The organism is Chitinophaga sp. 01L420 (genome assembly GCF_056399985.1).
The window spans coordinates 1-24,876 of the sequence record NZ_JBFTSK010000017.1 but is presented as its reverse complement, the minus strand read 5'-3'; the positions used below and the strand labels follow the sequence as shown (position 1 = coordinate 24,876).

The 24,876-nt window shown below is 45.2% G+C and carries 18 protein-coding genes; 12 read left to right on the top strand and 6 right to left on the bottom strand.

Annotated elements, in window-relative coordinates; all coding sequences use genetic code 11:
* The gene (locus AC1DP6_RS17765; protein WP_477056038.1) at window positions 1–2,193 is read left to right on the top strand and encodes a peptidase domain-containing ABC transporter; all 2,193 of its coding nucleotides are present in this window, start codon (window positions 1–3) and stop codon (window positions 2,191–2,193) included.
* A 149-nt stretch (window positions 2,194–2,342) separates the two neighbouring features.
* Here AC1DP6_RS17765 and AC1DP6_RS17760 read toward each other — a convergent pair whose 3' ends face one another.
* Together AC1DP6_RS17760 and AC1DP6_RS17755 are read right to left on the bottom strand one after the other, a co-directional pair.
* A complete protein-coding gene (locus AC1DP6_RS17760) occupies window positions 2,343–4,778 on the bottom strand; it encodes a TonB-dependent siderophore receptor (RefSeq protein ID WP_477056037.1) in 2,436 nt (811 codons plus the stop codon).
* 89 nt (window positions 4,779–4,867) lie between these two features.
* Window positions 4,868–5,851 (bottom strand): glycoside hydrolase family 43 protein, encoded by a 984-nt coding sequence (locus AC1DP6_RS17755; protein ID WP_477056036.1) that lies wholly within the window; start codon window positions 5,849–5,851, stop codon window positions 4,868–4,870.
* Between the two features lie 114 nt (window positions 5,852–5,965).
* Between AC1DP6_RS17755 and AC1DP6_RS17750 the strand changes: the two genes are divergently transcribed.
* Window positions 5,966–9,175, top strand: a complete 3,210-nt coding sequence (locus tag AC1DP6_RS17750) for a hypothetical protein (protein WP_477056035.1) — start codon at window positions 5,966–5,968, stop codon at window positions 9,173–9,175.
* Window positions 9,176–9,190: 15 nt separating this feature from the next.
* Here AC1DP6_RS17750 and AC1DP6_RS17745 read toward each other — a convergent pair whose 3' ends face one another.
* Both AC1DP6_RS17745 and AC1DP6_RS17740 read right to left on the bottom strand, forming a co-directional pair.
* Complete coding sequence (locus tag AC1DP6_RS17745) at window positions 9,191–9,658, bottom strand: cytochrome P460 family protein (protein WP_477056034.1); 468 nt, start codon at window positions 9,656–9,658, stop codon at window positions 9,191–9,193.
* Window positions 9,659–9,660: 2 nt separating this feature from the next.
* Window positions 9,661–10,608, bottom strand: coding sequence for a heme-binding domain-containing protein (locus AC1DP6_RS17740; RefSeq protein ID WP_477056033.1), 948 nt, complete (start codon window positions 10,606–10,608; stop codon window positions 9,661–9,663).
* 129 nt (window positions 10,609–10,737) lie between these two features.
* Between AC1DP6_RS17740 and AC1DP6_RS17735 the strand changes: the two genes are divergently transcribed.
* Window positions 10,738–11,328, top strand: a complete 591-nt coding sequence (locus AC1DP6_RS17735) for a TetR/AcrR family transcriptional regulator (RefSeq protein WP_477056032.1) — start codon at window positions 10,738–10,740, stop codon at window positions 11,326–11,328.
* A gap of 4 nt (window positions 11,329–11,332) precedes the next feature.
* Entirely contained in the window at window positions 11,333–11,692 is a 360-nt protein-coding gene (locus tag AC1DP6_RS17730; RefSeq protein ID WP_477056031.1) for a GIY-YIG nuclease family protein, read from the top strand.
* 96 nt (window positions 11,693–11,788) lie between these two features.
* Here the strand turns inward: AC1DP6_RS17730 and AC1DP6_RS17725 are convergent, their stop codons facing one another.
* On the bottom strand, window positions 11,789–12,817 hold the full coding sequence (locus AC1DP6_RS17725) for a hypothetical protein (protein ID WP_477056030.1): 1,029 nt from the start codon (window positions 12,815–12,817) through the stop codon (window positions 11,789–11,791).
* A 265-nt stretch (window positions 12,818–13,082) separates the two neighbouring features.
* Here AC1DP6_RS17725 and AC1DP6_RS17720 point away from each other — a divergent pair, with 265 nt between their 5' ends.
* From AC1DP6_RS17720 to AC1DP6_RS17685, 8 genes are all read left to right on the top strand, one after another.
* Complete coding sequence (locus AC1DP6_RS17720; protein ID WP_477056029.1) at window positions 13,083–15,455, top strand: ABC transporter permease; 2,373 nt, start codon at window positions 13,083–13,085, stop codon at window positions 15,453–15,455.
* 185 nt (window positions 15,456–15,640) lie between these two features.
* Window positions 15,641–16,114 (top strand): hypothetical protein, encoded by a 474-nt coding sequence (locus AC1DP6_RS17715; protein WP_477056028.1) that lies wholly within the window; start codon window positions 15,641–15,643, stop codon window positions 16,112–16,114.
* Window positions 16,115–17,140, top strand: a complete 1,026-nt coding sequence (locus AC1DP6_RS17710) for a hypothetical protein (RefSeq protein ID WP_477056027.1) — start codon at window positions 16,115–16,117, stop codon at window positions 17,138–17,140. It begins immediately after the preceding gene.
* Between the two features lie 69 nt (window positions 17,141–17,209).
* A complete protein-coding gene (locus tag AC1DP6_RS17705; RefSeq protein ID WP_477056026.1) occupies window positions 17,210–17,767 on the top strand; it encodes a TetR/AcrR family transcriptional regulator in 558 nt (185 codons plus the stop codon).
* A gap of 6 nt (window positions 17,768–17,773) precedes the next feature.
* Window positions 17,774–19,015, top strand: a complete 1,242-nt coding sequence (gene fabF / locus AC1DP6_RS17700) for a beta-ketoacyl-ACP synthase II (RefSeq protein WP_477056025.1) — start codon at window positions 17,774–17,776, stop codon at window positions 19,013–19,015.
* Between the two features lie 187 nt (window positions 19,016–19,202).
* Window positions 19,203–20,180, top strand: a complete 978-nt coding sequence (locus AC1DP6_RS17695) for a DUF6268 family outer membrane beta-barrel protein (protein WP_477056024.1) — start codon at window positions 19,203–19,205, stop codon at window positions 20,178–20,180.
* Between the two features lie 83 nt (window positions 20,181–20,263).
* Window positions 20,264–20,659, top strand: a complete 396-nt coding sequence (locus tag AC1DP6_RS17690; RefSeq protein WP_477056023.1) for an ACT domain-containing protein — start codon at window positions 20,264–20,266, stop codon at window positions 20,657–20,659.
* Between the two features lie 6 nt (window positions 20,660–20,665).
* On the top strand, window positions 20,666–21,127 hold the full coding sequence (locus AC1DP6_RS17685; protein ID WP_477056022.1) for a hypothetical protein: 462 nt from the start codon (window positions 20,666–20,668) through the stop codon (window positions 21,125–21,127).
* A 28-nt stretch (window positions 21,128–21,155) separates the two neighbouring features.
* Here AC1DP6_RS17685 and AC1DP6_RS17680 read toward each other — a convergent pair whose 3' ends face one another.
* A complete protein-coding gene (locus AC1DP6_RS17680; protein ID WP_477056021.1) occupies window positions 21,156–24,434 on the bottom strand; it encodes a S41 family peptidase in 3,279 nt (1,092 codons plus the stop codon).
* Between the last annotated feature and the right edge of the window lie 442 nt (window positions 24,435–24,876).

Here is a 24,876-nt window from a genome sequence, read left to right as displayed (position 1 = left end):
ATGAAAAGATTCCCTCACTTCACACAGCTGGAGTTTTCAGATTGCGGCCCAACCTGCCTGAAGATCATCCTGAAGTACTACGGAAAAGATTGTAGTCTTGCCCACCTGCGCGACATCTGTGCTGTAACGCGATCGGGAATTACAATGGGCGACCTGATCACTGCAGCCCGGGTACTGCACTTTAATGCAACGGTATACCAGATGACGGTAGAAAGCCTGACCAGGAACAAAATACTGCCATGTATATTGCACTGGAAGCAGGATCATTTTGTAGTGTTATATAAAATATCAGAAAAAGGTTATTTCTATATTTCAGATCCCGGTTATGGCAGAATAAAAATGCCGGCCCGTGAATTTGTGCGTATGTGGCAAGGCAACAATGAAAAAGGCGTTGCCTTGCTATTAATACCGACAGAAGAATTTCTTGCTGCGCCTTTCCCTCCGGTGCAAAAATGGGAAGCCTTAAAAAAAGGGGTAACCTTTACGGCGCACCATCTTCGGGCGCACCGCGGAAAACTGCTACTGCTCATCGTCTTTCTTCTTTTGAGTACTTCCCTTGCTTATTTGTTGCCCATTACAATGCAGCAACTCGTTGACAAAGGTATAAACCCAAAAAACATCAATGTAGTCTGGGCGGTATTGCTTTTCCAGGGGGGAATCCTGATGGGGCAGATTTTATTTGACTGGCTGCGTGGCCTGATAGGCGTCCGTTTCAGCACTCAGGTGAGTATGGAAGTAGTTTCACAGTTCCTCTATAAACTTATAAGGCTGCCGGTACGTTTTTTTGACAACAGAATGAATGCTGACATACTTCAACGGATTGATGATCAGCAGAGGATAGAATTATTCCTCACACAACGCATCATTCAGACATTGTTTTCCATTGTACTGATAACAATACTGTCTGTCAGACTACTTCATTATAATGCGCCGGTCTTCCCGGTGTTCTTCTTTATGAGCGCGTTCTCCATCACCTGGATATTCCTATTCCAGGCGCAAAGAAAGAATATTGATTATTACAATTTCAGGCTGGCTTCAGAAAACCGAAATGCCCAAATGGAGCTGATTACTGGTATGCGCGAGGTGAAAATCAATAATGCCCAGCAAAATAAGGTCAGTACCTGGAGAAAGATACAATTGGAGCTTTACCAGTTAAAATTGCAATCACTGCGCCTTAATCTTTATCAAACGATGGGCGTAAGTGCAATTACCCAGCTTAAAAATATTATCATCAATGCCTTATGCGCCGTTTGGGTGATACGCGGCAACATTACCATAGGCGAAATGATGGGCATAGGTTATATTACCGGCATGCTTTCCGCGCCCATAGAGTCACTCGCGGACTTTATGCGAATAGCGCAGGAAGCAATCATTTCAGTGGAACGTATTGATGAAATCCATAGGAAAGAGGATGAAAATAATGCAGATAAAGTTCCTCCTCCGGATGTGATACACGATGGAATATTCTTAGAGGATGTGAGTTTTAAATATGATGGGAGTTATCAGCCATATGTACTTAAAAACATCTCCCTACACATCCCCAAAGGGCGAATTACGGCCATTGTAGGTAGCAGCGGGAGCGGTAAAACAACCCTCCTTAAATTGTTACTTGGTTTTTATTCGCTACAAAACGGGCGCATTTCAATTGATAACACTGATATGAGAAACGTGAATACAGATCACTGGAGAAACCGTTGTGGCATCGTTATGCAGGATGGATATATTTTTAGCGGCACCATACTGGAAAATATTGCATTATCAGACGAGACCCCAAATATCCAACGTCTCTGGGAAGCGCTGAGAATTGCTTGTCTTGATGATTTCATTAATAGCCTGCCAATGAAATTCAATACTAAAATAGGTAATTCAGGAGCGGATCTCAGCGGCGGGCAAAAGCAAAGAATATTGATTGCAAGAGCAGTTTATAAAAACCCTGACTTCCTCTATTTAGATGAAGCTACCAGCTCTCTTGATGCCAGGAATGAAAAAGCCATTATTAATAACCTTGATAGTTTCATGAAAAACAAGACAGTAGTCATCGTTGCACACCGGTTAAGTACCGTTAAGAATGCCGATCAGATCATTGTGCTGGAAAAAGGAGAAATAATAGAACATGGCACGCATACCGAGCTGGTACAAAGCAGAAACAAATACTTTGAGCTTATCCGGAACCAGCTGGAACTTGGCACCTGAGACCGATGTCAACCACACCCGGGAAAAGCTTTTAATCGTTAGCCAGGTTGATAGTTTTGAGCGTGATAACCCAAACTTATAAACTATCAAGGGGGCTTCGCCCCCTTTTTTATCCCCTAAACACTTGCCTGAGCCGGACCACAATGGTCTTAGAACTTAAACGATACCGTACCGGTAACGCTTCTTGGTTTCTGTGGATTCACTGTCGTATAGCCGATCCAGTAGTGTTTATCCGTGATATTATCCATTTTCAATGCTACCCTGAAACGTGGCTGATCGTAAAAGATACTGGCATTTAAAACAGTGTAAGACGGTAAGAAGAAAGTACCTACTGTTCTGTCATTCTGAATTTTATTATCGCTGGCATAGTTGCCACCAAATCCAAATCCTAATCCATCGGCCACCCCTGCAGAAATGCGATAGCTGAGCCAGAGGTTCGCTACAGAAGGTGCGCCGGCGGTAGCAGGCCGCATGCCTTCCACGTCTTTCGCAGCCGCTTCATATTTAGAATCGTTGTAAGCAAAACCTGCCACCACATTAAATCCCTGGAAAGGGTTAGCAATTATTTCTGCCTCAAATCCTTTGCTCACCTGTGTTCCATCCTGCACAGAAAAATTTGGATTGGCAGCATCCGGGCGAAGCACATCTTTTACTTTGATATTGTAGTAACTGAAGGTCCCATTGATACGACCGTTAAATAACTGCAGTTTCACACCACCTTCAAGCTGATTGGCCTGCTCCGGTTTAAATGCTTTACCTGCTGCCGTAGTACCTGTCTGATTGGCAAATCCGTTCTGGTAGTTGGCAAACAGGGAAACCCTGTCTTTCAATGGCTCGTACACGATACCCAGTTTGGGAGAGAATGCCGTTTGATTATAGCCTCCTTCATAGATTCCTTTCACATCATTATAGCTGCCTTTATTATCAAAATAATCCACGCGCAGAGCGGCCATTACCATCAGGTTGTCCGTCAGGTTCAGCAGATCAGAAACGTAAGCGCTATAGGTACTGGAAAGGGCACGGGATGGAAACGTAAATCCAAGAGCATGATTAGCATACAAGGTGTCCAGGTTACGTCGGTTGAAGTTGGCGTAAGTTGGAATTTCGCCATGAGAAGGAATGGTATCGTAAGTTCCACCACCAAAGAACTGATTGGAATTATGATAGAAATAATCCAGTCCACCTACAAACCGGTTTCTCAGGCTACCGATTTTGAAGTCACCGTTGAAATTATGTTGTATCTCCAGGATATTATCTTTACTGTTATCGGTAAACTGGTCGTTGCGGGAAATATAGTTGCTGCCTGTCGCGCCGGGTACGCCAGTGGCGGCAGCATCCGACAAGAGATAAAAGTAAGGCGAAGGACCATTTGAGAAGCTGTTGGTGGAGCTGATATTAGTACTCATGTTCCACTGCTCGGATATTTTGTACTTCATCTGCCCGAAAATATTGGTATTACGGGAGGTCTGGTACAGGTCATTCCTGGCATAGGCGCGGTTATAATCTATTTTCAGTTCATCGGCGCGATTAGTTCCCAGCGATGCAACGGTTTGCTGATAAGGGAAGAAAAATACATTCAGACCTGTATTTTGCCCGGTAGAAAACTCCGCATCGAAGAGGAACGACAAGCGATCGTTGACCCTGTAAGATAAACTGGGAGCGAAAGCAAAGTTTTTATTGAAGCCATAGTCCTGCCAGCTGCCTTCATAATTATAAGCGGTATTGATCCTCAGTAATACATCTTTTTCCTTGTCCAGCGGCGTGTTCACGTCTGCGCTTACGCGGTTAAAGCCATAACTCCCCATGGCATAAGTCACGTCTCCGCCAAAATGATCGTAAGGCTTTTTGGTGACGCGGTTAATCAATCCGCCATAAGAAGTGAGACTGTTGCCAAATAAGGTAGCCGAAGGGCCTTTGATCACTTCCACCTGTTCGAGGTTATAGGCATCAATTTTAGCCGTTACATTTCCTGCCAGACCATTGCGCAGTTTACTCTGTACAATGAAACCACGGAGGTTATAATAGCCGCCACCATCGCCACCACGGCCGGTAGCGTCCCACATGCGCGTTAATCCGGGCGCATTTTTCAGTGCATCATCTACCGAAAATACTACCTGCTGCTGCAGCAGATCTTTTGTGATAGTGCTGTATACCTGCGGATTCTCGAGGTTTTTCAGTGGCATCTTAGCCACATCGTAGCTGGATGTTTTGATGAGTTTATTATGGGTGCCTGTTACCACTACTTCCTTGAGCGCTTTGCTGGACACGGCCAGTTGCAGGCGGATATTAGTGGTTTTGCCGGCATTTACCACCACCTGTTCTTCTACCGGAGCATATCCCATCAGGGTAACGATCAGGTGATAACTACCCGGCTTTACGTGGTCAAATGTAAAAGAACCGTCTGTTTCAGATATGGCCGATTCGTTGGTTTCTTTCAGGAGAATTATGACATCTGTAGCGGCTTTACCGTCTGTAGTCAACACTTTACCTCTGATAGTACCACCATTTTCATCTTCTGCCATTACCCGCACTGAAGTGAAGAGTAGGGCCATTATCAGAAATACAAAGCCAGTCTGCTTGCTCATGTTTTGCTTTTTAGTGGTGCAAAATTGGTGCAGGCAAGACCGACTCGGTGATCCAATCCGGAATTTTTTTTACGCAATACGGAAATTGTCTAGCGGATCACGGCTTTGGTGACGCCTTCGCAGGTAATTTTTACAGGTTTTATCTGTCCGTCTTTATCGAAATACATTCTGTCGATGCAGGTTTCGCGGGAATTGGCGGCCTTCTCGGTGAGTGGACGGCGATGGTACACAATATACCAGCGATTTTCGTTTGGGATGCTAATCACCGAATGGTGGCCGGCACCGGTGGCGATAGCCGGATCCTGTTCCAGTATTTTGCCGATCCGTTTAAACGGCCCCATCGGGGAATCTGCGATTGCGTAGGCTACGCTGTAGTCGGGGCCTGTCCAGCCACCTTCCGACCACATAAAGTAGTACTTACCGTCTTTCTTGAACATGGTAGGGCCTTCCACATATTTTTCCGGCGTAATTTCCCTGAAGGTGCTGCCGTCTTCAAAAGGCAGGAAGCCGGTGAAGTCATCCTTTAACCGGGCAATATTACAATGTCCCCAGCCGCCGTAGATGAGATAATACTTCCCGTCACTGTCCTGGAAAACGTATTGGTCAATAGGCTGGGCTTTGTTAATGATTTTATCGACCAGGGGTTTGCCGAGGTAATCTTTAAAGGGGCCGGCAGGATTATCTGCTACCGCCACACCAATACCACCGGTTTCCTGGTTGCTTTGAATATCGTTCGCCCCAAAGAATAGGTAATAACGCTGGTCCTTTTCTACGATGGCAGGCGCCCACATGGCACGTTTGGCCCATTTGATGGCAGCTGTGTCCAGGATTTGCGGATGCTTCGTCCAGGTGACCAGGTCAGGAGAAGAGAAGGCATCAAAGAATACCTGCTTTTCATAGGCAGCAGACCAGGTGGGATAAATCCAGTATGTTTTACCAAATACCACGCCCTCCGGATCAGCGTACCAGCCCGGGAATACGGGGTTCCCCGATAGCTTATCCAACTTTTTCTGCTGGGCTGTGCTGATTTGCGTACTTCCCGCCAATAGTAACAACGCTATTATTCTTTTCATGTAGCTGCAATTAATATGAATCGTTAAAAATAATAAAAAACGCGTGGCGTTTTAGAGATGATAAATTTTCAGTATGTTTTTTTCATACTTTTATCGCATAGAAAGGCAGTTTACATGAAGAGGGGAAAAAAAATCATCAGACTACTATTGATCATCATAGGTGTGTTTTTATTATTAGTGACTATAGCAGGTGGTATCCTGTATAGTCAACAGGAACGGCTCACCCAGATGGCCGTGAAAGAACTGAACAAGCAATTTGCCGGAGAGCTGGTGATTAAAAGCAGCAGCATTTCACCGTTCAGCAATTTTCCATATATATCTATCGCTTTACATGATGTCCTTTTTTTTGCCAACAAAAAAATGAGTGGTTCCCCTTTGTACCAGGTAGAAAGATTGTACGTTGGTTTCAGTTTGCCGGATGTTTTACAACAACAATATAATGCCCGAATCATTGTATTGGCTAATGGACGTGTACACATGGCCCGTTATGCCAATGGCGAGGTGGACCTGATCAAAGCACATGAATTTACGGGCAGTAGCAGCCCCACTCCTGCTGATACGGCTGAAACCCTGAACCTGGACCTGAAGAAAATTATCCTGAAAAATATCGATATCACCTACCAGGATCATGTTTCCGGTTGGAAGGTCTCCTCTCATATTGATAAAATAAAAACGGCTTTCGCCATGGACTCGGCCCGCATAGCCATTGACCTGGACAGTAAGCTGCTGATAGATGTTACCGGCAAAACGGATACTTCCCTGTTCCGGCATAAACAACTGAGCTTCAAACTGAGTGGTGTTTACGATAAACTTAAGAAACAACTCACGCTACCTCCCGGCACTATCCGCCTCGAAGAAGCCTCGTTGCAACTGGAAGGAACTGCCAGTGAGCATTATGTAGATCTTAAAGTTAAAGGCGACAAACCAGATATGAACCTGTTGCTGGCCATGGTACCTAAAGACGTGGCCGATATGATGGACAAATACAAACATGATGGCCGCATTTTCTTTGATGGTATCATTAAAGGTGAAATTGGCAAAGGCATCATGCCGCTCATGGCGTTTAATTTTGGTTGCGAAAATGTATGGTTTCAGAATAAGAAGATAGACCGCAAGGTAGACTCAATGGGCTTTAAGGGGTATTATACCAACGGCGCCGCACATAATCTGCAGACCTCAGAACTGCATGTATTGAATTTCAATGCAAGACCCGGTACAGGCGTGTTCAAAGGTAACTTTGTCATGAAAAACTTTACTGACCCGCAGATCATCATGCAGCTTTATTCTGAGCTGAACCTGCGGTTTGTGGGAGAATTCCTGGGCATCAAAGATCTGGAGCAGATCAGCGGTGAAATAAAGCTGAATATGAATTTCCGGGAATTGGTGGACCTGCGCATTCCGGAAGAAAATCTCGCGAAACTGAAAGATGGCGTGCAGAGTGAACTAACCGTAAAAAACCTGGAGTTTCGTATCCCCGGCTATCACCTGCCCGTACGGAATATGAATGTGCATGCACAGATAGAACAAGGGCGTTTACAGCTGGATTCCATTGCATTTCGTATAGGCAGCTCCGATATACTGGCGCAGGGATCGGTCAGTGATGTACCTGCGTTGTTTCATCAGCAGAATAAGCCGGTAGCGGTTAATTTCAGTGCGTCCAGCAAGCGTTTACAGCTGGGAGAATTATATAAATTTGATTCTACCCATGCCATATTATCAAAAGAAGTGGTTACCGGATTCAATATTGGCCTGGCACTGGAAACGTCAGTGAAGGAATTACTGCATCCCAACCCTTTGCCCCGCGGCACTTTCAAAGTGGAAAAGCTGTATGCTAAATTCCAGCAGTATCCGCATGCCTTACATGATTTTAATGCGGCGGTTATCATTAATGATACCAGCTTACGCGTGCCTAATTTCAGCGGAAATATAGATAGCAGCAGTTTTACATTCAAAGGCAGGTTGAACAATTACCTGATCTGGTTCGATAAAATCAAAAAGGGGAATACTGAAATTGCGTTCGACTTCAAGTCAGACCGGCTGGCAGTGAATGACCTGATCAGCCAGCGTGGCCGCAAGTTCATCCCGCAGGGCTATTGGTATGAACAGGCCAACAACGTTTGGCTGCGGTCTAAAATGAATATTAAATACGATACCGTTTTCAAAAAAGTAGATGCCCGCATCGCCAATATTTCCGGCACATTGAAAGAGCATCCTATTAATATTGAAAAAGTTACCGGCAGGATACGTTATGGTAATAATCGCTTTATTGTTATTGATACGCTGGCCGGAAAAGTCGGTCGTACGGACTTTGACCTGAACATGCGTTACGCTGTAGGTCCGGGTAAAAACAAACAAAAGCGCAGTAATTATTTTCGGTTTAAATCCAATATGCTGGATATAGATGAGCTGATGAATTATGACTTCATTGATCATCCGGTGGCTACAGCTGCACCTACAAAACGCACTACTGTAAAGGAAAACGACTCTCTGCATGCTGCGGGCTTTAATATTTTCAATATTCCTTTTTCTGAATTTGAAGCACAGGTAGATGTAAAAAAAGTGAAGTACAAAAAGCTGTGGCTGAAAAACGTGCTCGCCAATGTACATATGCGGGAAGATCAGAAAATAAAGGTCGACACCATTGCTATGAACATTGCCGGTGGTCATGTAGCCATGCGTGGCATGTTCAATGCCAGTGATCCGAAAAAGCTGTATTTCAAAAACGGGATTTACCTGGACAATGTAGACATCTCCAAACTGCTCATCAAGTTTGATAATTTCGGGCAGGACTTTGTGTTGAACAACAACCTGAAAGGTACCCTGAGTGGACATATCAAGAGTTATGTGCGGATGCATCCGGATCTTACGCCTGTACTAAGTGAAACGGAATCGCAGATGGACATAGAAATCCATAATGGTACATTGCTGGACTTTGGCCCTATGCAGGCCATGGCCGGGTATTTCAAAGACAAGAACCTCCGCATGGTACGGTTTGATACACTTCGTAATAAGCTGACGCTTAAAAACGGCGTATTGCAAATACCGAATATGAATATCAATTCGTCTCTGGGTTATATAGAAGTATCTGGTAGCCAGTCGCTGGATATGAGTATGAACTACTACCTCCGTATCCCCATGAAGATGGTGACCCAGGTAGGTTTCCAGGCGTTATTTGGCAGAAAACAGGAAGAGGTGAATGTCGACCAGGTAGACGCCATTGAAGTCCGGGATAAGGACAAAAAAATACGTTTCATGAATCTGAATATTTCAGGTACTCCGGACAAATATAAAATAGCATTGAAGAAGGCGAAGCAGACAACGTGACGCGGCCTGCATGCTTCACGGCATGACAGATGCGCGTTGTTGTATGATCCAGTTCGTCCTGTTATGGCTGTCTTCCGGGCTTTCCGTACTTTTCGCCAGCCTGTTACCGGTATATTTTGTATATACCGGGGAGATGTTACCCGCGGTATATGACACTTGTTCTACAGACTTCACTGCGCCGGGAATAATGGCACCAAACCAGTGATCATCCGGTTGTTGCTTCCAGGTAACCAACGACAGCAATGCACCGGCGGGATAGTCCCCCTGCCCGCTCCTGGCGGCTTTCACCGCCAGCTCATTATCATAGAGTGTAGACATGGTTTGGGTGGTTTTATTGATACTACTGGTGATCACTTTCCATTCCTGCGGTTGAAGCAACAAGGTATCCGGCAATGCGGCAGCGGTATTGTAGTCGTTGGTCCGATGCTTCCCGCCGCAGCTAAGCAATACCATGCTGACGATTAAGAATAAGCAATACTTCATGGCTATTTCGTTGAAAGGTTAATGGGTTTCGTAAACACAAAATCGTTGTCACGCATGGGTTTATGGCAGCCCGTGCATTCCATCGTGAACATGGCATTTTTTCCATAAGGCTGCAATTGCATTCCCTTCCATCTGGCCCATCCCCAACCATCAGTGTCAGCATATTTATGTTTGTCTTTGATCATAAACTCTACTTGCTTAAACTCACCCGGAATAATATTTCCCTGGGCATCTATTTGTTCATCCCAGGCTATTTTAGCGAAGGTGGTGCCATCTGGCCAGGGATTGATTTGCTGTTCCAGGATAGCTTTTACGGCCACGTCATTCCCCATAATTACCCGCATGGTGCCATTATCCAGTCGTTGTGTGGTGCTGATAGCCTGCCAGTTTTTATATTCCGGGAAAAAGCCGATGCCATTGGGCGCAGGCTTAACTGACGGTATTAAAGGTGCCGCCAGCCAGACATTGAATTGTTTATTGGCAGCGATTGTTTTGCTACTATCTGGCGGCCCGGCCACGAACTGCCCGGATAGATAGTCCTGCAGCACGGTGATATCGGCGGGGCTGAGCTTTGCTTCCGGGTGCAGCATGGTATATTGTGGAATGGGCATTCTGTCAAAGGCCATCTGATTTAAGCATTCAAAGAGTTTTGCTTTTTGCTGGTCTTTGGGTATACTATCCCATTGAGAAAAATTCAATAGTTGCCTCCCCTCCCTGATATGGCTGGCGACCAGCCAGTTGGCGGGCGTTATCTTATCAAACCAGGCCAGGTGGGTTTCGTTGGAATGGCAGTCGTAGCAAGCCTTTCGCAACACGGCTTTTACGGCGGGTGGCGCATCCATATCTGCTGTTACCGGCGGATGATCTATCTGCGGGCGGATAAATTGTATTCCAATAAAGCCACCAACCAGGATCAGCAGTACCACCTTCCACTTTTTTTTATGTGTCATAGTCCAACAATTTGGCGCACCGTATCAAACAGGCATTCAGATAACAATGAATCGCTTACAAGGTTGCAAAACCATCTCTATTTAACACTGTTTTACATTTTGAACAGTGTTCAATATATTTGCGCTATTATGAATAAAAAGGAAATACAGGAACAAAGGGTGAAAGGCTACTTTATTGCCGCCACCAAAGACATCCTGAAAAGTGAGGGGTTGAAGAGTGTGAGTGTGCGCAATATTGCGGACAGGGCAGGCTATTCTTTTGCTACCCTGTATAATTATTTCAAGGATGTGAAGGACCTGGTATTCCTCTGTGTCAAGGATTTCCGGGAAGAGTGCCGGGAGCACGTGTTGAGTCGTACTGCGGCCATAACACCGGGCAACAAGCGGTTAAAGGCCATTATGCTGGCTTATATGGAATACTTCATTCAATACCCCGGCATCTTTGAACTATTTTTTGTGGAGAAGCTATCTGATATGGATAACAAAGGAGCCACCACGGCGCTGGTCACATCGTTGCTCGAAGACCTGTGCGCTGCCGACTGGACCTACTGTATCGACAAACGCATGCTGACAGCCAGAGAAGCCGGGTTAAAAAAGGCCGCGCTGCTCTATGGCATCACCGGCTTACTCACCTTATATCTGAACAGGCGGCATCCGGAAAGCTACACGGCTTTTCTGAAACAGGCGGGTAATTTAATAGACGGACAATTAAAAAATTAAACACATGACATCGAAAAAAGAACTGAAGCAGGCATATAGAGAAATGACTTTCCGAAAAGGGGTTTATCAGTTGCGAAATACACGTAACAACAAAGTATTTATTGGTAGCAGTATGGACCTGGACAGAGCCTGGAACTCCCTGCGGGTACAGTTACAAACGGGCAATCATTTTAATGAACAACTGCAGCGGGACTGGCTGGAACTGGGGGAAGCGGAGTTCGCATATGAAATAGTAGCCGTAATAAAAGAGAATAATGATCCGGCTGTGGATGTGAAACAGGAAGTAAAGACCATGGAAAAACTGGTGATGATGGAGCTGGAGCCATATGAGGAGAAGGGATATCATCAAAAACACATTTTCTGAACAGCATTTTTGACACCATTCCGAGAAATATCCGATCCTAAAACTTCCGGTATTCCTCTGCAAACCATGCTGCAGAGGAACACCGGAGGAAGATGCTTATTTTGTTGCTGCTTTTTCTTTCAGCTCCTGTACTTCTTTTTTCAGCGTCATGATCTGGTTGTTCATTTCTATCATATACAACATCTGCTCCTCTATTTTCTGCAATAATTTTTTGTTCATCTCCCCTACATCAATACCTTCTTTCTCTACCTCGCCGGCAGATGGAATACCTGGCAGGTGCTCATGTTTCGTTACATATTGCGCTACTGCAGTAAGTGATGGTAATTGATAGTCCGGTTTAAATACAAAGTCCGGCCAGTTATTGTATGCCTTCACGACAACCCTGGTAAATACGCCGCTACCGTTGACTGCCAGCTTGTACCCTTTGGTATCCGAAGTACCAATCCCTAAACTTCCATCCGCCTTTACCATGAGGAGATTTGCCCCCGCGCTGTTAATGGCCAGTACGTTATTGGTTTGCAGCCTGGTGGCGGTTTTAGTTCTGCCATCCAGTATAACTGCAGCAATGGAATTATCGCTTGCCGGAAGTACATCTTCCGCCTCGCCGGTAATATAAAGCCCATATGCACGGCCCGGCATGGAAGTGCGGCCTATAATATTTGGAATATAATAAGCGAGATTACTTGTAGCATTTCTAATATGCAGATATGCATCTGTAGCTGCTATGTTTGATTGAGTAACTTTAAAAAAGACAAGCGAATCTCCGTTGACATGCAACCTGGCGGAGGGTGCCGTACTACCTATTCCCAAATTGCCATTCCAAAGAAGCCGCATTCTTTCTTTGAAGCCGGTGGCATCACGCATCCAGGTGGCGAAGCCGGGGGTAGCTTCGCCGGTCAACTGCATATTTACGCCACCGTTTGGAGCGGTCGCATTTTGCAATAATAAAGTACCCGAAAAGTTATTGGATCCATCATGTACAAATGCACCGAATCCGGCTATATTAAAATTAGCTACTTGTGTAGGCCCGGTACGGTTAAGGACATACTTTAAGGAATCCAGCTGTGCTGATAATCTGTTGGTAAAGGTCAATACTAACAGGGACAAAAAGAGGATCTTCTTCATAATTAAATTAAATTTAAAAACAGGGTAACACATCAACAATCAGGTACTACAATAATTAATGAAACATAGGTAACATGCGTGCAAAAGAAATAATTATTTATCAATTTAAAAGTAGCATCTTAGTACTATTGTTCAAAACCGGACACCGTTTCATTAAAAGCGGACAGGCATCATTCTCTAAATAGTTAATTATCAATAATTAGTACCATGGCATTATCTTGGTCTTTTATGCAACCTCACTATTATTGTAAAAGGTGAACATATCATGATGTTTAAAAATTACTTTAAAATCACATTAAGAACGCTCTGGAAAAACAAGACTTACAGCTTCCTCAATATTTTTGGGTTAGCAATAGGTTTGGCTTGCGCAGGGGTTATTTACTTATGGATTGAAGATGAAGTGACTTTCGACAATAGTCATGTAAAGAAAGATCAGATTTACCAGGTGATGGAGAACTGGAATTATGATGGTATCCGCACCTTTTCGTCTACTCCTGGTCCAATGGCCCCAGCCATAAAAGCAGACATACCAGGTATCCGGCAAACCTGTCGCACAACAGAAGAATTGACGACCGCCTTGTTTACGATTGGTGATAAAGCATTGTATGCAGGAGGTATGTACGCAGATTCCAGTCTGTTTGATATTTTCACGCTGCCATTTGTAGCCGGTAATGCTGCCACTGCCTTTCCTCAGTTATATTCCATTGTTCTTACTGAAAAAACTGCCCGGAAATTCTTTGGCGACACCAAAAATGTGATTGGCAAAACGGTGATAGTTGATAATAAACAACCTTATGTGGTATCTGGTGTGATAAAAGATATACCGGAGAATTCGAGTATCCGGTTTGATTGGGTGGCTCCTTTTGAAGTAGCTGTTAATGCCAATGGTTACCTAAAAAGATGGAACGCCAACGCGGTAAGTACTTATGTGGAACTGGCTCCTAATGCAGATCTGGGGAAGATTAATCATCAATTGCAGAATTATATACAGCGATATGATCCGGCGGCTATCAATCATGCTTTTTTATTTACGATGAACGACTGGCGTTTACGGGCGCGGTTTCAGAACGGGCAGCAAAGCGGAGGACGGATTGAATATGTGCACCTGTTTTCATTGATTGCCTGGATCATTCTTTTCATTGCCTGTATTAACTTCATGAACCTGGCTACCGCGCGGAGTGAAAAGCGGGCAAAAGAAGTGGGTATCCGAAAAGTAATGGGCGCCGGAAAAGGTAAACTGATCATACAGTTCATCAGCGAAGCATTGTTCATGTCACTGCTGGCAGCAGGAATAGCCCTGTTAATATTATGTGTGGTATTACCTGGTTTTAATGCTTTGGTAGATAAAAACCTCGTTGTTGGCCTCAACAATCCGATGCACATCGGATCGCTATTGTTGATCACCATGGTTTGCGGTGTGGTAGCGGGTAGTTATCCTTCGTTATATCTCTCCTCCTTCAATCCGGTTTTTGTATTGAAAGGCATGAAAATAAAGGCCGGCAGTGCTACTTTTATCCGTAAAGGGTTGGTAGTAGCGCAATTCAGCGTGTCCATCATATTAATCATTTGTACAGCGATCATTTACCAGCAGATACAACATGTAAAAAGCAGGAACCTGGGATTCAATAAGGATAACCTGATTTCCATGGAAGTAAAAGGAGATATGGTGCAGCATTTCCCCTCTATAAAAAATGCATTGCTGGCCACTGGTACCGTCCAGAATGTGGCACTGGCCGATCATGTTACCATTGACGGCGGTAATAATACAAATGCTCTTACCTGGGAAGGCAAACCGGAAACGGATAAAATTTTGATCTCCCAACGACTCATCAGTCCGGAGTTTGTTAGTACTTCCGGTATGGAAATAATGTCCGGTAGTGATTTCAAGCCGATAGCAGCGGCCAATGGTATGGATGTACTGATTACCCAATCGTTGGAAAAGGTAATGGGGAAAGGAAGTGCTGTTGGCAAAACTTTATTGACTCCTCATGGCGACAGTGTTGTCCATTCCAGGATTGTGGGCGTCATAAAAGATTACGTATACGGCAATATGTATGGTACCCCTGATCCGGTGGTATTTTACTGCATGCCAGAGGAAGCTACCCTCATGTATGTACGAATGAATGCCGGCACCAACAAAGAAGCCAGCCTCGTTAAAATAGGTGAAGTGATGAAGCGATACAACCCTGCCTATCCCTTTACTTACCGGTTTACAGACGATCAGTTCAATGACATGTTTGTAAATGAAACATTGATGCAGCAGCTTTCCCGTTTGTTTGCCACCCTGGCCATCATCATCAGTTGCCTTGGCTTATTTGGCCTTGCAGCGTATACAGCCGAACGCAGAACAAAAGAAATTGGTATCCGCAAAGTATTGGGGGCCAGTGTCACGGGTATCACCCGGTTACTGTCCGCCGATTTCCTGAAACTGGTGGGTATTGCAGCACTCATTGCCTTCCCGGTGGCCTGGTATACCATGGACCAATGGCTGGAGAAATACCCTTACCGCGTAACGATTCACTACTGGGTATTTGCACTGGCGGGCCTGGCAGCCATGATGATAGCCTTGCTGACCATCAGCTTCCAGTCTATCAGAGCCGCGCTCATGAACCCCGTAGAGAGCTTAAAAGCAGAATAATCTATTCAACACGATATAAAGGCAATGGCCGGTCATTCATGGGAAACTATGAGCCGGCCATTGCTTTTATCACGCAGATCCTACTAGATAAGACGAATATACAATAGGTACCCACGAATATGCATTAAGAACGGTCAGCAACAGGCGAAGTCATTAGTTTAGCTGTAGATTTTAACCGTTGACCGATGAAAATACTAAAGAATATTATTTATATCCTGCTCCTGTTACTGGGCGTATTTTTCTTTGCACGTACAGAAATCAAAGGACGCAGTAATATCCGTTCACTGAAACATCTGATACATGGCGACAGCAGTGTATCACTTTATACCGGCAATAATATAGAGATCACCAGTATTGACAGCCTGGAAGTAAAAACCGTGTTTCCCACCGGGGTCATCAACATTCCGAAGGGCATACACCAGATAAAAGTAAAGTTCAGCAAAAGTCGTTTTTATATTATACAAACCAATGAAACCTATGCCCACTTTTCATTTAACCTGAATTTCAAGGATTATGGTCCGTACACCTTAGTAGGCTTCGAAAACAAGGCAGACAATAAGATTTATTTCGAAACGCTGCCCGGTGCCGCCAAAGAAGCAGAGAAATTTTACAAGGATTCCATTGTGCCATATATCGTGGCCAGCTCAAAAGCAGATTAAATGAAAGAACAGCGTTTCTCCTTCCGCCATTATAAGTTGATATTCCTGTTCTTCATTTTTGCTGCCTTAACCTACCTGTTATACTGGTACCTTGTCCCAAACCTAAACTATGAAATCCCTGTTTACTATTTTATCGCCCTCCTGCTGGCTGCAATGGGCTGGTATGTATATGACTCCCATTATAAAGCGGATAGCATCAGTTATATAGACACTTATGCTGATGGCCTGGTAGCGAAGAATTTAGGAAACAGGGAAACTTTTTATTATTACAGAGACATCCATCATTGTACCCTAACAGATGCTGTTATCAACGGGTACAAATTTTACCGGCTGGATCTGAATATAAAGACTGGGGCGTCCGTACACCTCAGGCTGGATAACTTCTCCGGAAAAGATATACAACTACTGGCTGCTTTGATCACCACCAAAACCAGTAGCCAGCAGGACGCTTCAAAAACTACCCCGGAACCACGCGCAGACCAGGGAACGGTAGTGCCGGGTTTGTCTGGCAATGGTACGCAGATTTATATTTCTCCCTTCAGACAATACTTACTCGCCGGCGCCTTATTTTTCATGGGATGTATACTACTCTGGATGTCCATCAACATGATCATTGACCTGGTCGGCGGTCATCCGGATCTATTTATCCTTATACTATCCGTTTGCCTCCTGTTACTGGGTTTAGGCTTACTCTTTCTGTGTATCCTCATTTTCAGGCAAAAAATCATACAATTAGAAATCGGGACAAACGGCCTTCTCTTTAAGGATATGGTATGGGGAAGGTCCGGCTGGAGCCGTGGAAGTAACAACAACCCCATCATTGACATCTATTTCAGAAAGAAATACCGGTTTATAGCCTACAGTGATATAAAGTCTGTGGAGCTGATACCCTCTAAACTATTTGGCGACAGCATATTACTCCATACTACCTGGCAGGAATGTTACCTTCCGCTCTTACTGGAAAACCGGCAACAGTTTACGCGAATCCTGCAGCTTATAGAAGAAAAATTGAGCTACCGCAATTAGTCGTTTTTTTTGCCCTATTTGCTTACTTACTACTAAGTAAGTATATTTGTGGCGCCCAAAGGCACATATATGTCAGAAACGAAAGATAAAATAGTATCCATGGCTGACCGGCTGGTACGGACAAAAGGCTTCAATGCCTTTAGTTACAAGGATATTGCGGCACCACTGGATATTAAAAATGCGGCAGTACATTATCACTTCCCGGCTAAATCAGACCTGGGAGTGGAAGTGATTGACCAGGAGATTGAAAAATTCAACAGCTTTACCGTTAAATGGAAACAGTTGCCGGAAAATGAGCAGCTTGCCAAACTGGTGGAGGTATTTCGTAAACACAATAACCAGGGCAATATCTGCCTGATGGGCTCACTGGCCACAGACTTTGAAACATTTTCACCCGCTATGCAGGCGAAGGTGCAGGAAATGGCCGATGGCATTGTATCCTGGCTGACTAACTGCCTGGAGCAGGGCAGGAAAAATAAATGTATTCACTTTAAAGGACCTGCCCATGCGCGGGCCCTTATCATCATGTCCAATTTACAGTCTTCCCTGCTATTATCCAGGGTAATGGGACCGGCAGCCTTCCGCAGTATTGCGGATCAGTTGCTGGAAGATCTGTGTCAAAAATAACATACTATGAAAAGAGTTGTCATTACAGGAATGGGGACGGTATCTCCTGTCGGTAACACCGTAACGGATTTCTGGAATAGTCTTATAAACGGGAAAAGCGGCGCTGCCACTATTGCCCATTTTGACGCCAGCCGTTTCCGTACACGCTTCGCCCATGAGCTGAAAGGCTTTGATGCCACTGCATTACTGGACAAAGCCGAAGTACGCAAAACGGATCCATTTACACAATATGCACTGGTGGCTGCCGATCAGGCGATCAGGGATTCCGGACTGGACTTTAGCAGCATGGACCCATTTGATACAGGCGTCATCTGGGGTTCTGGTCAGGGTGGTATGCAAACCTTCGAAGAGCAGGTAACAGAGTATGTTACAGGCGATTTCAACCCTCGCTTCAGTCCTTATTTTGTGCCCAAACTCATTACCAATATGGCTTCCGGCATGATCTCCATTAAATACGGCCTGATGGGTATTAACTATACAACCGTATCTGCCTGCGCCACTTCCAACACGGCCATTATGGATGCGTTAACGTATATCCGTATAGGTAAGGCGAAAGTGATGGTAACAGGTGGTTCCGAAGCTCCTGTTACCCCAGCTTCCGTAGGCGGTTTCTGCGCCATGAAAGCCATGTCTGTACGTAATGAAGATCCTACCACAGCATCCCGCCCATTTGATGTGGACCGGGATGGATTTGTGATGGGAGAAGGCGCCGGCGCCCTCATCCTCGAAGAATACGAACATGCCAAAGCGAGAGGCGCACATATCTATGCAGAAGTAGCCGGTGCGGCCATGACTGCTGATGCTTATCATATGACTGCCACCCATCCCGAAGGTCTGGGTGCCTTCCGCGCCATGCAGCTCGCCCTGGAAGATGCAGGACTGAATAAAGAGGAAGTGGACTATCTGAATGCACATGCTACATCTACTCCTGTAGGTGACCTGAGTGAAATTGCCGCTATCGGTAAGCTATTTGGCACTACACCGGATCATTTGCACATCAGTGCCACCAAGTCAATGACAGGCCATCTGTTAGGCGCTGCAGGAGCTATAGAAGCCATTGCGAGCGTTAAGAGTATAGAACAGGGTATCATCCCTCCTACTATTAATACGCAGCAACTGGATGCGGCTATACCCACAGGATTGCAGATTGTATTGACTACCGCAATAGAAAAAAAAGTATCCGTAGCCATGAGCAATACGTTCGGATTCGGCGGACATAATGGTATTGTTGTCTTCCGGAAAATATAAAAATTAGCTTTTAGCTTTTAGCAAAAATGCAGCGAAGAACATAATAGTTATGTTTCTTTTCGCTGCATTTTTGCTAAAAGCTAATGGCTAAAAGCTAAAAAAAATTTAATCTTCTCGTAGGGGTAGAAGGTCCTCATGCTGTCGTACTCTAAAGCAATAAAAAATCACTTTAAGTAAGAACGTCATTATGAGCCGTAAGCCAACACACCTGCAACATTCGAATCACAAGAAAGGTTACACCTGTTTGTTACTCGCATTATTCGCCCTCACTCCCGCACAACGCCTGTGGGCACAATTAGGCGCCGCTACACCGAATGGTCCCGGAGTAGGTCTCAGTATAGATTATTTACCACCATCCCACTATATCAGAGGAGAAGATAGTGTGAAAACAAAATCCACTACTACGCAGGTGCGCTACAATTTTGGTGCGATGTTTATGTTGAGCAACCGCGTAGATACGGCTACCGGCAAGGTTAGAAACTGGTCCCTCGCGGCTGGTGGTAGTTATACTAAACTCACCAATAAAGAGTATGATAGTAAAATATTCCCGGAAGAATTACTGGGTGTACAGTTAGCACTGCAGCATTACCGTAACATCAACAAGCGTTGGGGTATGGTAGGTATATTATCTGTAGGGCTTTTCACGGATATGGAAAAAATTGACCAGAACGATATTTTTATCAATGGCGGCGTATTGTTCATAAAGCAGGTGAACCCCAGGTTTTCATATGGTTTGGGCGCTATGCTCACCAATAGCTTTGGTACGCCTATGATATTACCTGCATTCATGATCAAATGGCAGACTGAAAATAAATTCAGAATTGATATCAACTTCCCTGAAAAAATAAGTGTGTCAACCACATTAAATAAATACACGGATCTGGGACTGGCGTTCCGCATGAATGGTGCGGCATATGATGTAGAAAGAGGCGCAGACAAAAAGAGACTGATGGGGCATAGCGAGATAAGCATTGGACTGGAGAACACCTGGCACCTGAGCAAGCGCATAGATTTTGTAGCAACGGGCGGTTCTATCCTGCTGAATGAAACCAGCTTCACAGAGAAAAAATTATCTGAGATGTTCAGCGACAAACCAAGGGCGCGTCTCGGCACCAATTATTTCTTCAGCGGCGGACTGAGATGGAATTTCCAGCCAAGACGTTAACGGCATCACAAAAAGCTTGTCCGCCTCATATCAGTGTACTGGTGTGGGGCAGATATTTCTCTTTACTTACTATCTTAGCACTTATGACAACAGGTATCACAAATCTCAACACCCTGCTTAAAACAATGACTCCTGTATTGAATGCAGGAGAGTATGCTTTCTGTACGGTACCAGATATTTCTGCTATCAACCCGGCGGATATTATTTGTTTTTTCCGTGAACAGGAAGCTGTTGCCATCATCATTCCGCGACAACTGGCCGACCAGTTACAGCTGCCCTATTCCTTTGTAGCTGCGTGGATTACGCTGACCGTGCATTCCTCACTCGAGGCAGTAGGTTTAACGGCGGCATTTTCATCGGCATTATCTACGCAAAATATTAGTTGCAATGTAGTCGCCGCCTATTACCACGATCATATCTTTGTAGCCAGCAAAGACGCCGAAAAGGCGATGCAGGTATTACAACAACTGTCAGCATAACATCTCATGACTATCTCCTTTGACCTGGACGACACCCTCATACCTGGTATGAAACAATTTCCTACAGAGCAAAGGGGAATGTGGCAAAAGCTTTTCAGTCGTGAAAAAATCAGAGCAGGTACAATTGATTTGATGAAGGCGCTAAAGGCCAGGGAACACAGGATATTTGTATATACAACTTCTTACAGGTCTCCGGCTTATATCAGGTGCTTGTTTTTTTCTTATGATATTTATCCGGAGAAGATCATCAATAAAACCCTGCATGATAAAACATTAGGAGAAAAGGCCGCTCTTATTTCCAAATATCCGCCGGCGTTTAATATTGATGTACATATAGATGACTCACCAGGCGTAGCTATAGAAGGGGGGCGTCATCATTTCAATACCATCATTGTAACTGAAAATGACCTTCACTGGGGCAACCATATACTGCAACAAATAAAGGATCATCATGATAGCTGGCAATGATAACCAGCTATCATGATGACACAGCTTTTTATCTTACCTCGTAAGGCGGCTGTGCAGGGGCCTTGTAAGACTTCGTCTGCAACAGGTTTTTAATTTCAGTAATAGCACGTTCTATCTGCGGATCTATTCCTTTAGCCATATCGCCCAGGTTTTCATCTACTGCGATATCAGGATCTACGCCATGTCCTTCGCGGAACCAGGTACCATCTCTTTCAAACATACGGAATGACGGCACGGTGATAACGCCGCCATCGATTAGTCCGGGTGTGGAGCTGATACCAATTAATCCGCCCCAGGTGCGGCTTCCGATAATGGGGCCCAGTGCTGCTTTACGGAAGTAGTCAGGAAATGCATCTCCGCCGGAACCGCTCCATCCGTTGATGAGCATCACTTTAGGACCAAAGTTGGCATATCCCGGCCATGGTGAAGGCTTACCATCACGGGTAGCCCAATATGCCAGTGGCTTGCGATTCAGCATTTCGATGAAGCGATCGGGGATTTGTCCGCCGTTATTGAAGCGTTCATCAATAATCAGCGCGGCTTTATCCCATTGTGCATTGAACTGACGGATCAATTCATCCTGTCCATCAATACCGGTGCTGGGCACGTAGATATAGCCTACCTGGTTATCGGTGGCATCCGCAATGCGTTTGCGGTTGCTCTCTATCCATGCCAGATGACGCAGCCGGTAATCTTTCCCTATTGTTTTTACGATAGCAGTTTTAGCGCCTTCCAGGGAAGGGCGGCTGTTGTAAGTCAGCTCTACTACTTTGCCTGCGAGCGACTGGAACGCACTGTAAGGCTCCTGTGCGGTAGTAAGCGGTACTCCATTCACTGCAAGAATGTAATCGCCTTCTTTGATATTCACGCCTGGCTCATCCAGTGGATTGCGGGCTTCCGCATTCCAGGGAGCGCCACGGATGATCCGTTTGATTTTATAATATTGCCCATCGGCCTGCCAGTCTACACCCAGGTAGCCGACACTTTCTGTTTTACTTTCTTCCACATCACCGCCAAAGTTATAAGTATGGGAAGCATTCATTTCACCCAGCATTTCATTGATCACGAAACTCACTTCATCACGGGTGCGGGCGCCTTCCAGCAGATGCAGGTATTTCTCTTTCACCGCATTCCAGTCTACCCCGTGCATATGTGGATCATAGAAAAAGTCTCTTTCCATGCGCCAGGTATCCATAAATAATTGTTTCCATTCTTCTTTCGGGTCAACGGTCATTTCCATTTCCTCCACGCGCATGGCCGTATCTATTTTCTGATTCTCTGCCGGCTCAATGATGCCATAGGGCCCGCTGTTAATCAGTATTTTGTTGCGGTCAGCGGAGATCTCGTAAGAGCCTGGATTTTTGATGATCGTTTTCACCTGTTGGGTAGCGATATCGTAGTACTGCAAGGTAGATTCACCGCTGCTTTCATCATCATCCGGGGGCGTGCTGTTGAGAAACAGGATCTTTCCTTTGGTAGCGCCGAGGCGGGAATAGTTACTACCGGGTATTGGCAGTAACACTAGCCTGGCTTCCATGTTGTCCAGGTCAATGTTAGTTGCTTTTTTCTCTGCAGGCGGTGTTTCTTTTTTGTCTTTCTTCTCGTTGTCCTTCTTCCCTTTTTCTTTGGCAGCAGGTGTTGTTTCTTTTTTATCTTCTTTTACATCTACGGCATCGTTGCGGGTAGCGAGTAAAGAAGGCGTTGCTTTCTCCAGGCCAATCACCCCTATCATAGTGGCATTAGCGTAGATAAAGGTGTTGTCGATACTGCTGTAGGTAGGTTTGAAAGATTGATTAGTGAGTATATAGAGATACTTACCTTCCTCATCAAACACTGGTCTGCTGCAATCGTAGAAGCCGCTGGTGACCTGGTGGCGTTGGTTATTTTTTGTATCAAACAAAAATACCGCTTCGTGCAGGTTATCCAGGTCACGGCTATAGGTCAGCCATCTGCTGTCGGGTGTCCAGCTGAAGCGGAAGCCCTCAAATACATTTGGTGAATAGCGGAGGGCCTGATCTACTGCGGTGGTTTTTCCGGTAGTAACATCGAGTACCCATATTTTCATGGCCTGATCGATAAAGGCCAGCTGTTTACTATCCGGTGACCAGTATGGAGCGTAGCGGAAACCCGGGCCATAGTGGGTGATTTGTCTGGCTTCGTTTTCTTTGCCGGCAGGGGCCATCCACAATTCATAGTCGCCCGATTTATCGCTCCACCAGGCAATGTTTTTGCCATCGGGAGACCATGCCGGGTAACGTTCTGCTACACCGCTGCTGCGGGTAAGGTCTTTTACATATCCGTTGATGGCGGGTACAGAGAACACATCACCGCGGGCGCTGATCAGTGCCCGTTGTCCATCGGGGCTGATAGCCGTGGATTGTATGTACTTTACGGTACGAACGAGTCTGGGTTTTAGTGCTGCGAGATCAGTAGTGATTATAATTTTCACTTCCGTGGATTGTTGTGTTGCCAATGACATCACATACAATTTACCGTTGGCTTCGTACACGATATCGGCTGGTCCCATAGAAGGGAAATGCACATCATAGTCTTTGTACGTAGTGATTTGATCGTATGCTTTTGTGTTGGTATCGTAGCGCCAGAGGTTCATGCGTTTCTCGGCGCCGCGGTCAGAGAGGAAGTAGATGTAGTTGTTGTACCACATCGGGAATTCATCGCCGGCTTCGCTTTTCGCGGAAATATTTTCAGAGAGTTGTTTTGCAAAGTCAAATACGTGGATGTCTGCTTTCATGCCGCCGCGGTAGCGTTTCCAGTTGCGGAAGCTCTGGGAGCGGGTGGTGACGGCTATTTTGCCGGCATCGGGTGAGTAAGATCCGAATTCTGCGTAGGCCAGTGGTAGTTTGGTAGCACTGCCACCAGTTTCCGGGATGGTGTAAAACTGGTTAAAGCGTTCTTTGGTGCTTTCTCTGCCTGAAGCAAAGAGTACCTGTTTCCCATCCGGGGTCCAGTCTACCACGCGATCGGCGCCGCCGAATTGCGTCAATCGCAACGGCACACCACCGGCTACCGGTAATACATATACGTCTGTGTTGCCGTCGTAGTTGCCGCTGAAGGCGAGTTTGCTGCCATCCGGCGAAAATTTAGGGAATGTTTCCACGCCGGGAGGAGAAATCAGTTTGATAGCGGTACCACCTGTTTTTGGCACTATCCAGATATCATTTGCATAGGAAAATGCAATTTGTGACCGGGACACGTCAGGATAGCGGAACAGGCCTGCATCTACCTGTGCCATTGCCTGTTTCCCTGCCATAGCGGCGAAAAAGATCAGGGCAGTTCTTTTCATCATAAGCGTTTAGATGTTTGAACAGACTTTTTGGTGGTCTGATTTTTTGTTGCGGATTATAAAATCGATTTGCTAATCTATGTAAATCTGATAAAAGATATTGTTAATGTTATATGTAACAAGTTAATGGTATTTAGCGCATTTATAGCAAGTGAGGCCATCCATTTCAGGAATGTGCAAAAAAGATAGAATAGCCCCTGCAGTACATCCTGGCGGAAACTGCCTGTGCATAACGCCTGCAAACGCTTATATTTCCGGCTGCTTACGCAAAAAAAGCCGATCTTTGCAGCATATCAAAATATATAATCAAAATATGGCTAGATCCCAGGAAACAGTTGGTAAAAAAGAAAAAGAAAAGAAAAAAGCGAAACAACGCCAGGACAAGGCAGAAAGAAAGGAAGAACGCAAAGCAAACAGTGGAAAAGGAAAGAGTCTGGAAGACATG

Excerpts from the sequence above, each read along its gene's own strand:
- AC1DP6_RS17740 (WP_477056033.1), bottom strand. The coding sequence starts at position 10,608 with ATGACACATAAAAAAAAGTGGAAGGTGGTACTGCTGATCCTGGTTGGT.
- AC1DP6_RS17710 (WP_477056027.1), top strand. The coding sequence starts at position 16,115 with ATGAAAGAACAGCGTTTCTCCTTCCGCCATTATAAGTTGATATTCCTG.
- AC1DP6_RS17705 (WP_477056026.1), top strand. The coding sequence starts at position 17,210 with ATGTCAGAAACGAAAGATAAAATAGTATCCATGGCTGACCGGCTGGTA.
- AC1DP6_RS17745 (WP_477056034.1), bottom strand. The coding sequence starts at position 9,658 with ATGAAGTATTGCTTATTCTTAATCGTCAGCATGGTATTGCTTAGCTGC.
- AC1DP6_RS17690 (WP_477056023.1), top strand. The coding sequence starts at position 20,264 with ATGACAACAGGTATCACAAATCTCAACACCCTGCTTAAAACAATGACT.
- AC1DP6_RS17725 (WP_477056030.1), bottom strand. The coding sequence starts at position 12,817 with ATGAAGAAGATCCTCTTTTTGTCCCTGTTAGTATTGACCTTTACCAAC.
- AC1DP6_RS17750 (WP_477056035.1), top strand. The coding sequence starts at position 5,966 with ATGAAGAGGGGAAAAAAAATCATCAGACTACTATTGATCATCATAGGT.
- AC1DP6_RS17685 (WP_477056022.1), top strand. The coding sequence starts at position 20,666 with ATGACTATCTCCTTTGACCTGGACGACACCCTCATACCTGGTATGAAA.
- AC1DP6_RS17680 (WP_477056021.1), bottom strand. The coding sequence starts at position 24,434 with ATGATGAAAAGAACTGCCCTGATCTTTTTCGCCGCTATGGCAGGGAAA.
- fabF (WP_477056025.1), top strand. The coding sequence starts at position 17,774 with ATGAAAAGAGTTGTCATTACAGGAATGGGGACGGTATCTCCTGTCGGT.
- AC1DP6_RS17735 (WP_477056032.1), top strand. The coding sequence starts at position 10,738 with ATGAATAAAAAGGAAATACAGGAACAAAGGGTGAAAGGCTACTTTATT.
- AC1DP6_RS17765 (WP_477056038.1), top strand. The coding sequence starts at position 1 with ATGAAAAGATTCCCTCACTTCACACAGCTGGAGTTTTCAGATTGCGGC.
- AC1DP6_RS17760 (WP_477056037.1), bottom strand. The coding sequence starts at position 4,778 with ATGAGCAAGCAGACTGGCTTTGTATTTCTGATAATGGCCCTACTCTTC.
- AC1DP6_RS17730 (WP_477056031.1), top strand. The coding sequence starts at position 11,333 with ATGACATCGAAAAAAGAACTGAAGCAGGCATATAGAGAAATGACTTTC.
- AC1DP6_RS17720 (WP_477056029.1), top strand. The coding sequence starts at position 13,083 with ATGATGTTTAAAAATTACTTTAAAATCACATTAAGAACGCTCTGGAAA.
- AC1DP6_RS17695 (WP_477056024.1), top strand. The coding sequence starts at position 19,203 with ATGAGCCGTAAGCCAACACACCTGCAACATTCGAATCACAAGAAAGGT.
- AC1DP6_RS17755 (WP_477056036.1), bottom strand. The coding sequence starts at position 5,851 with ATGAAAAGAATAATAGCGTTGTTACTATTGGCGGGAAGTACGCAAATC.
- AC1DP6_RS17715 (WP_477056028.1), top strand. The coding sequence starts at position 15,641 with ATGAAAATACTAAAGAATATTATTTATATCCTGCTCCTGTTACTGGGC.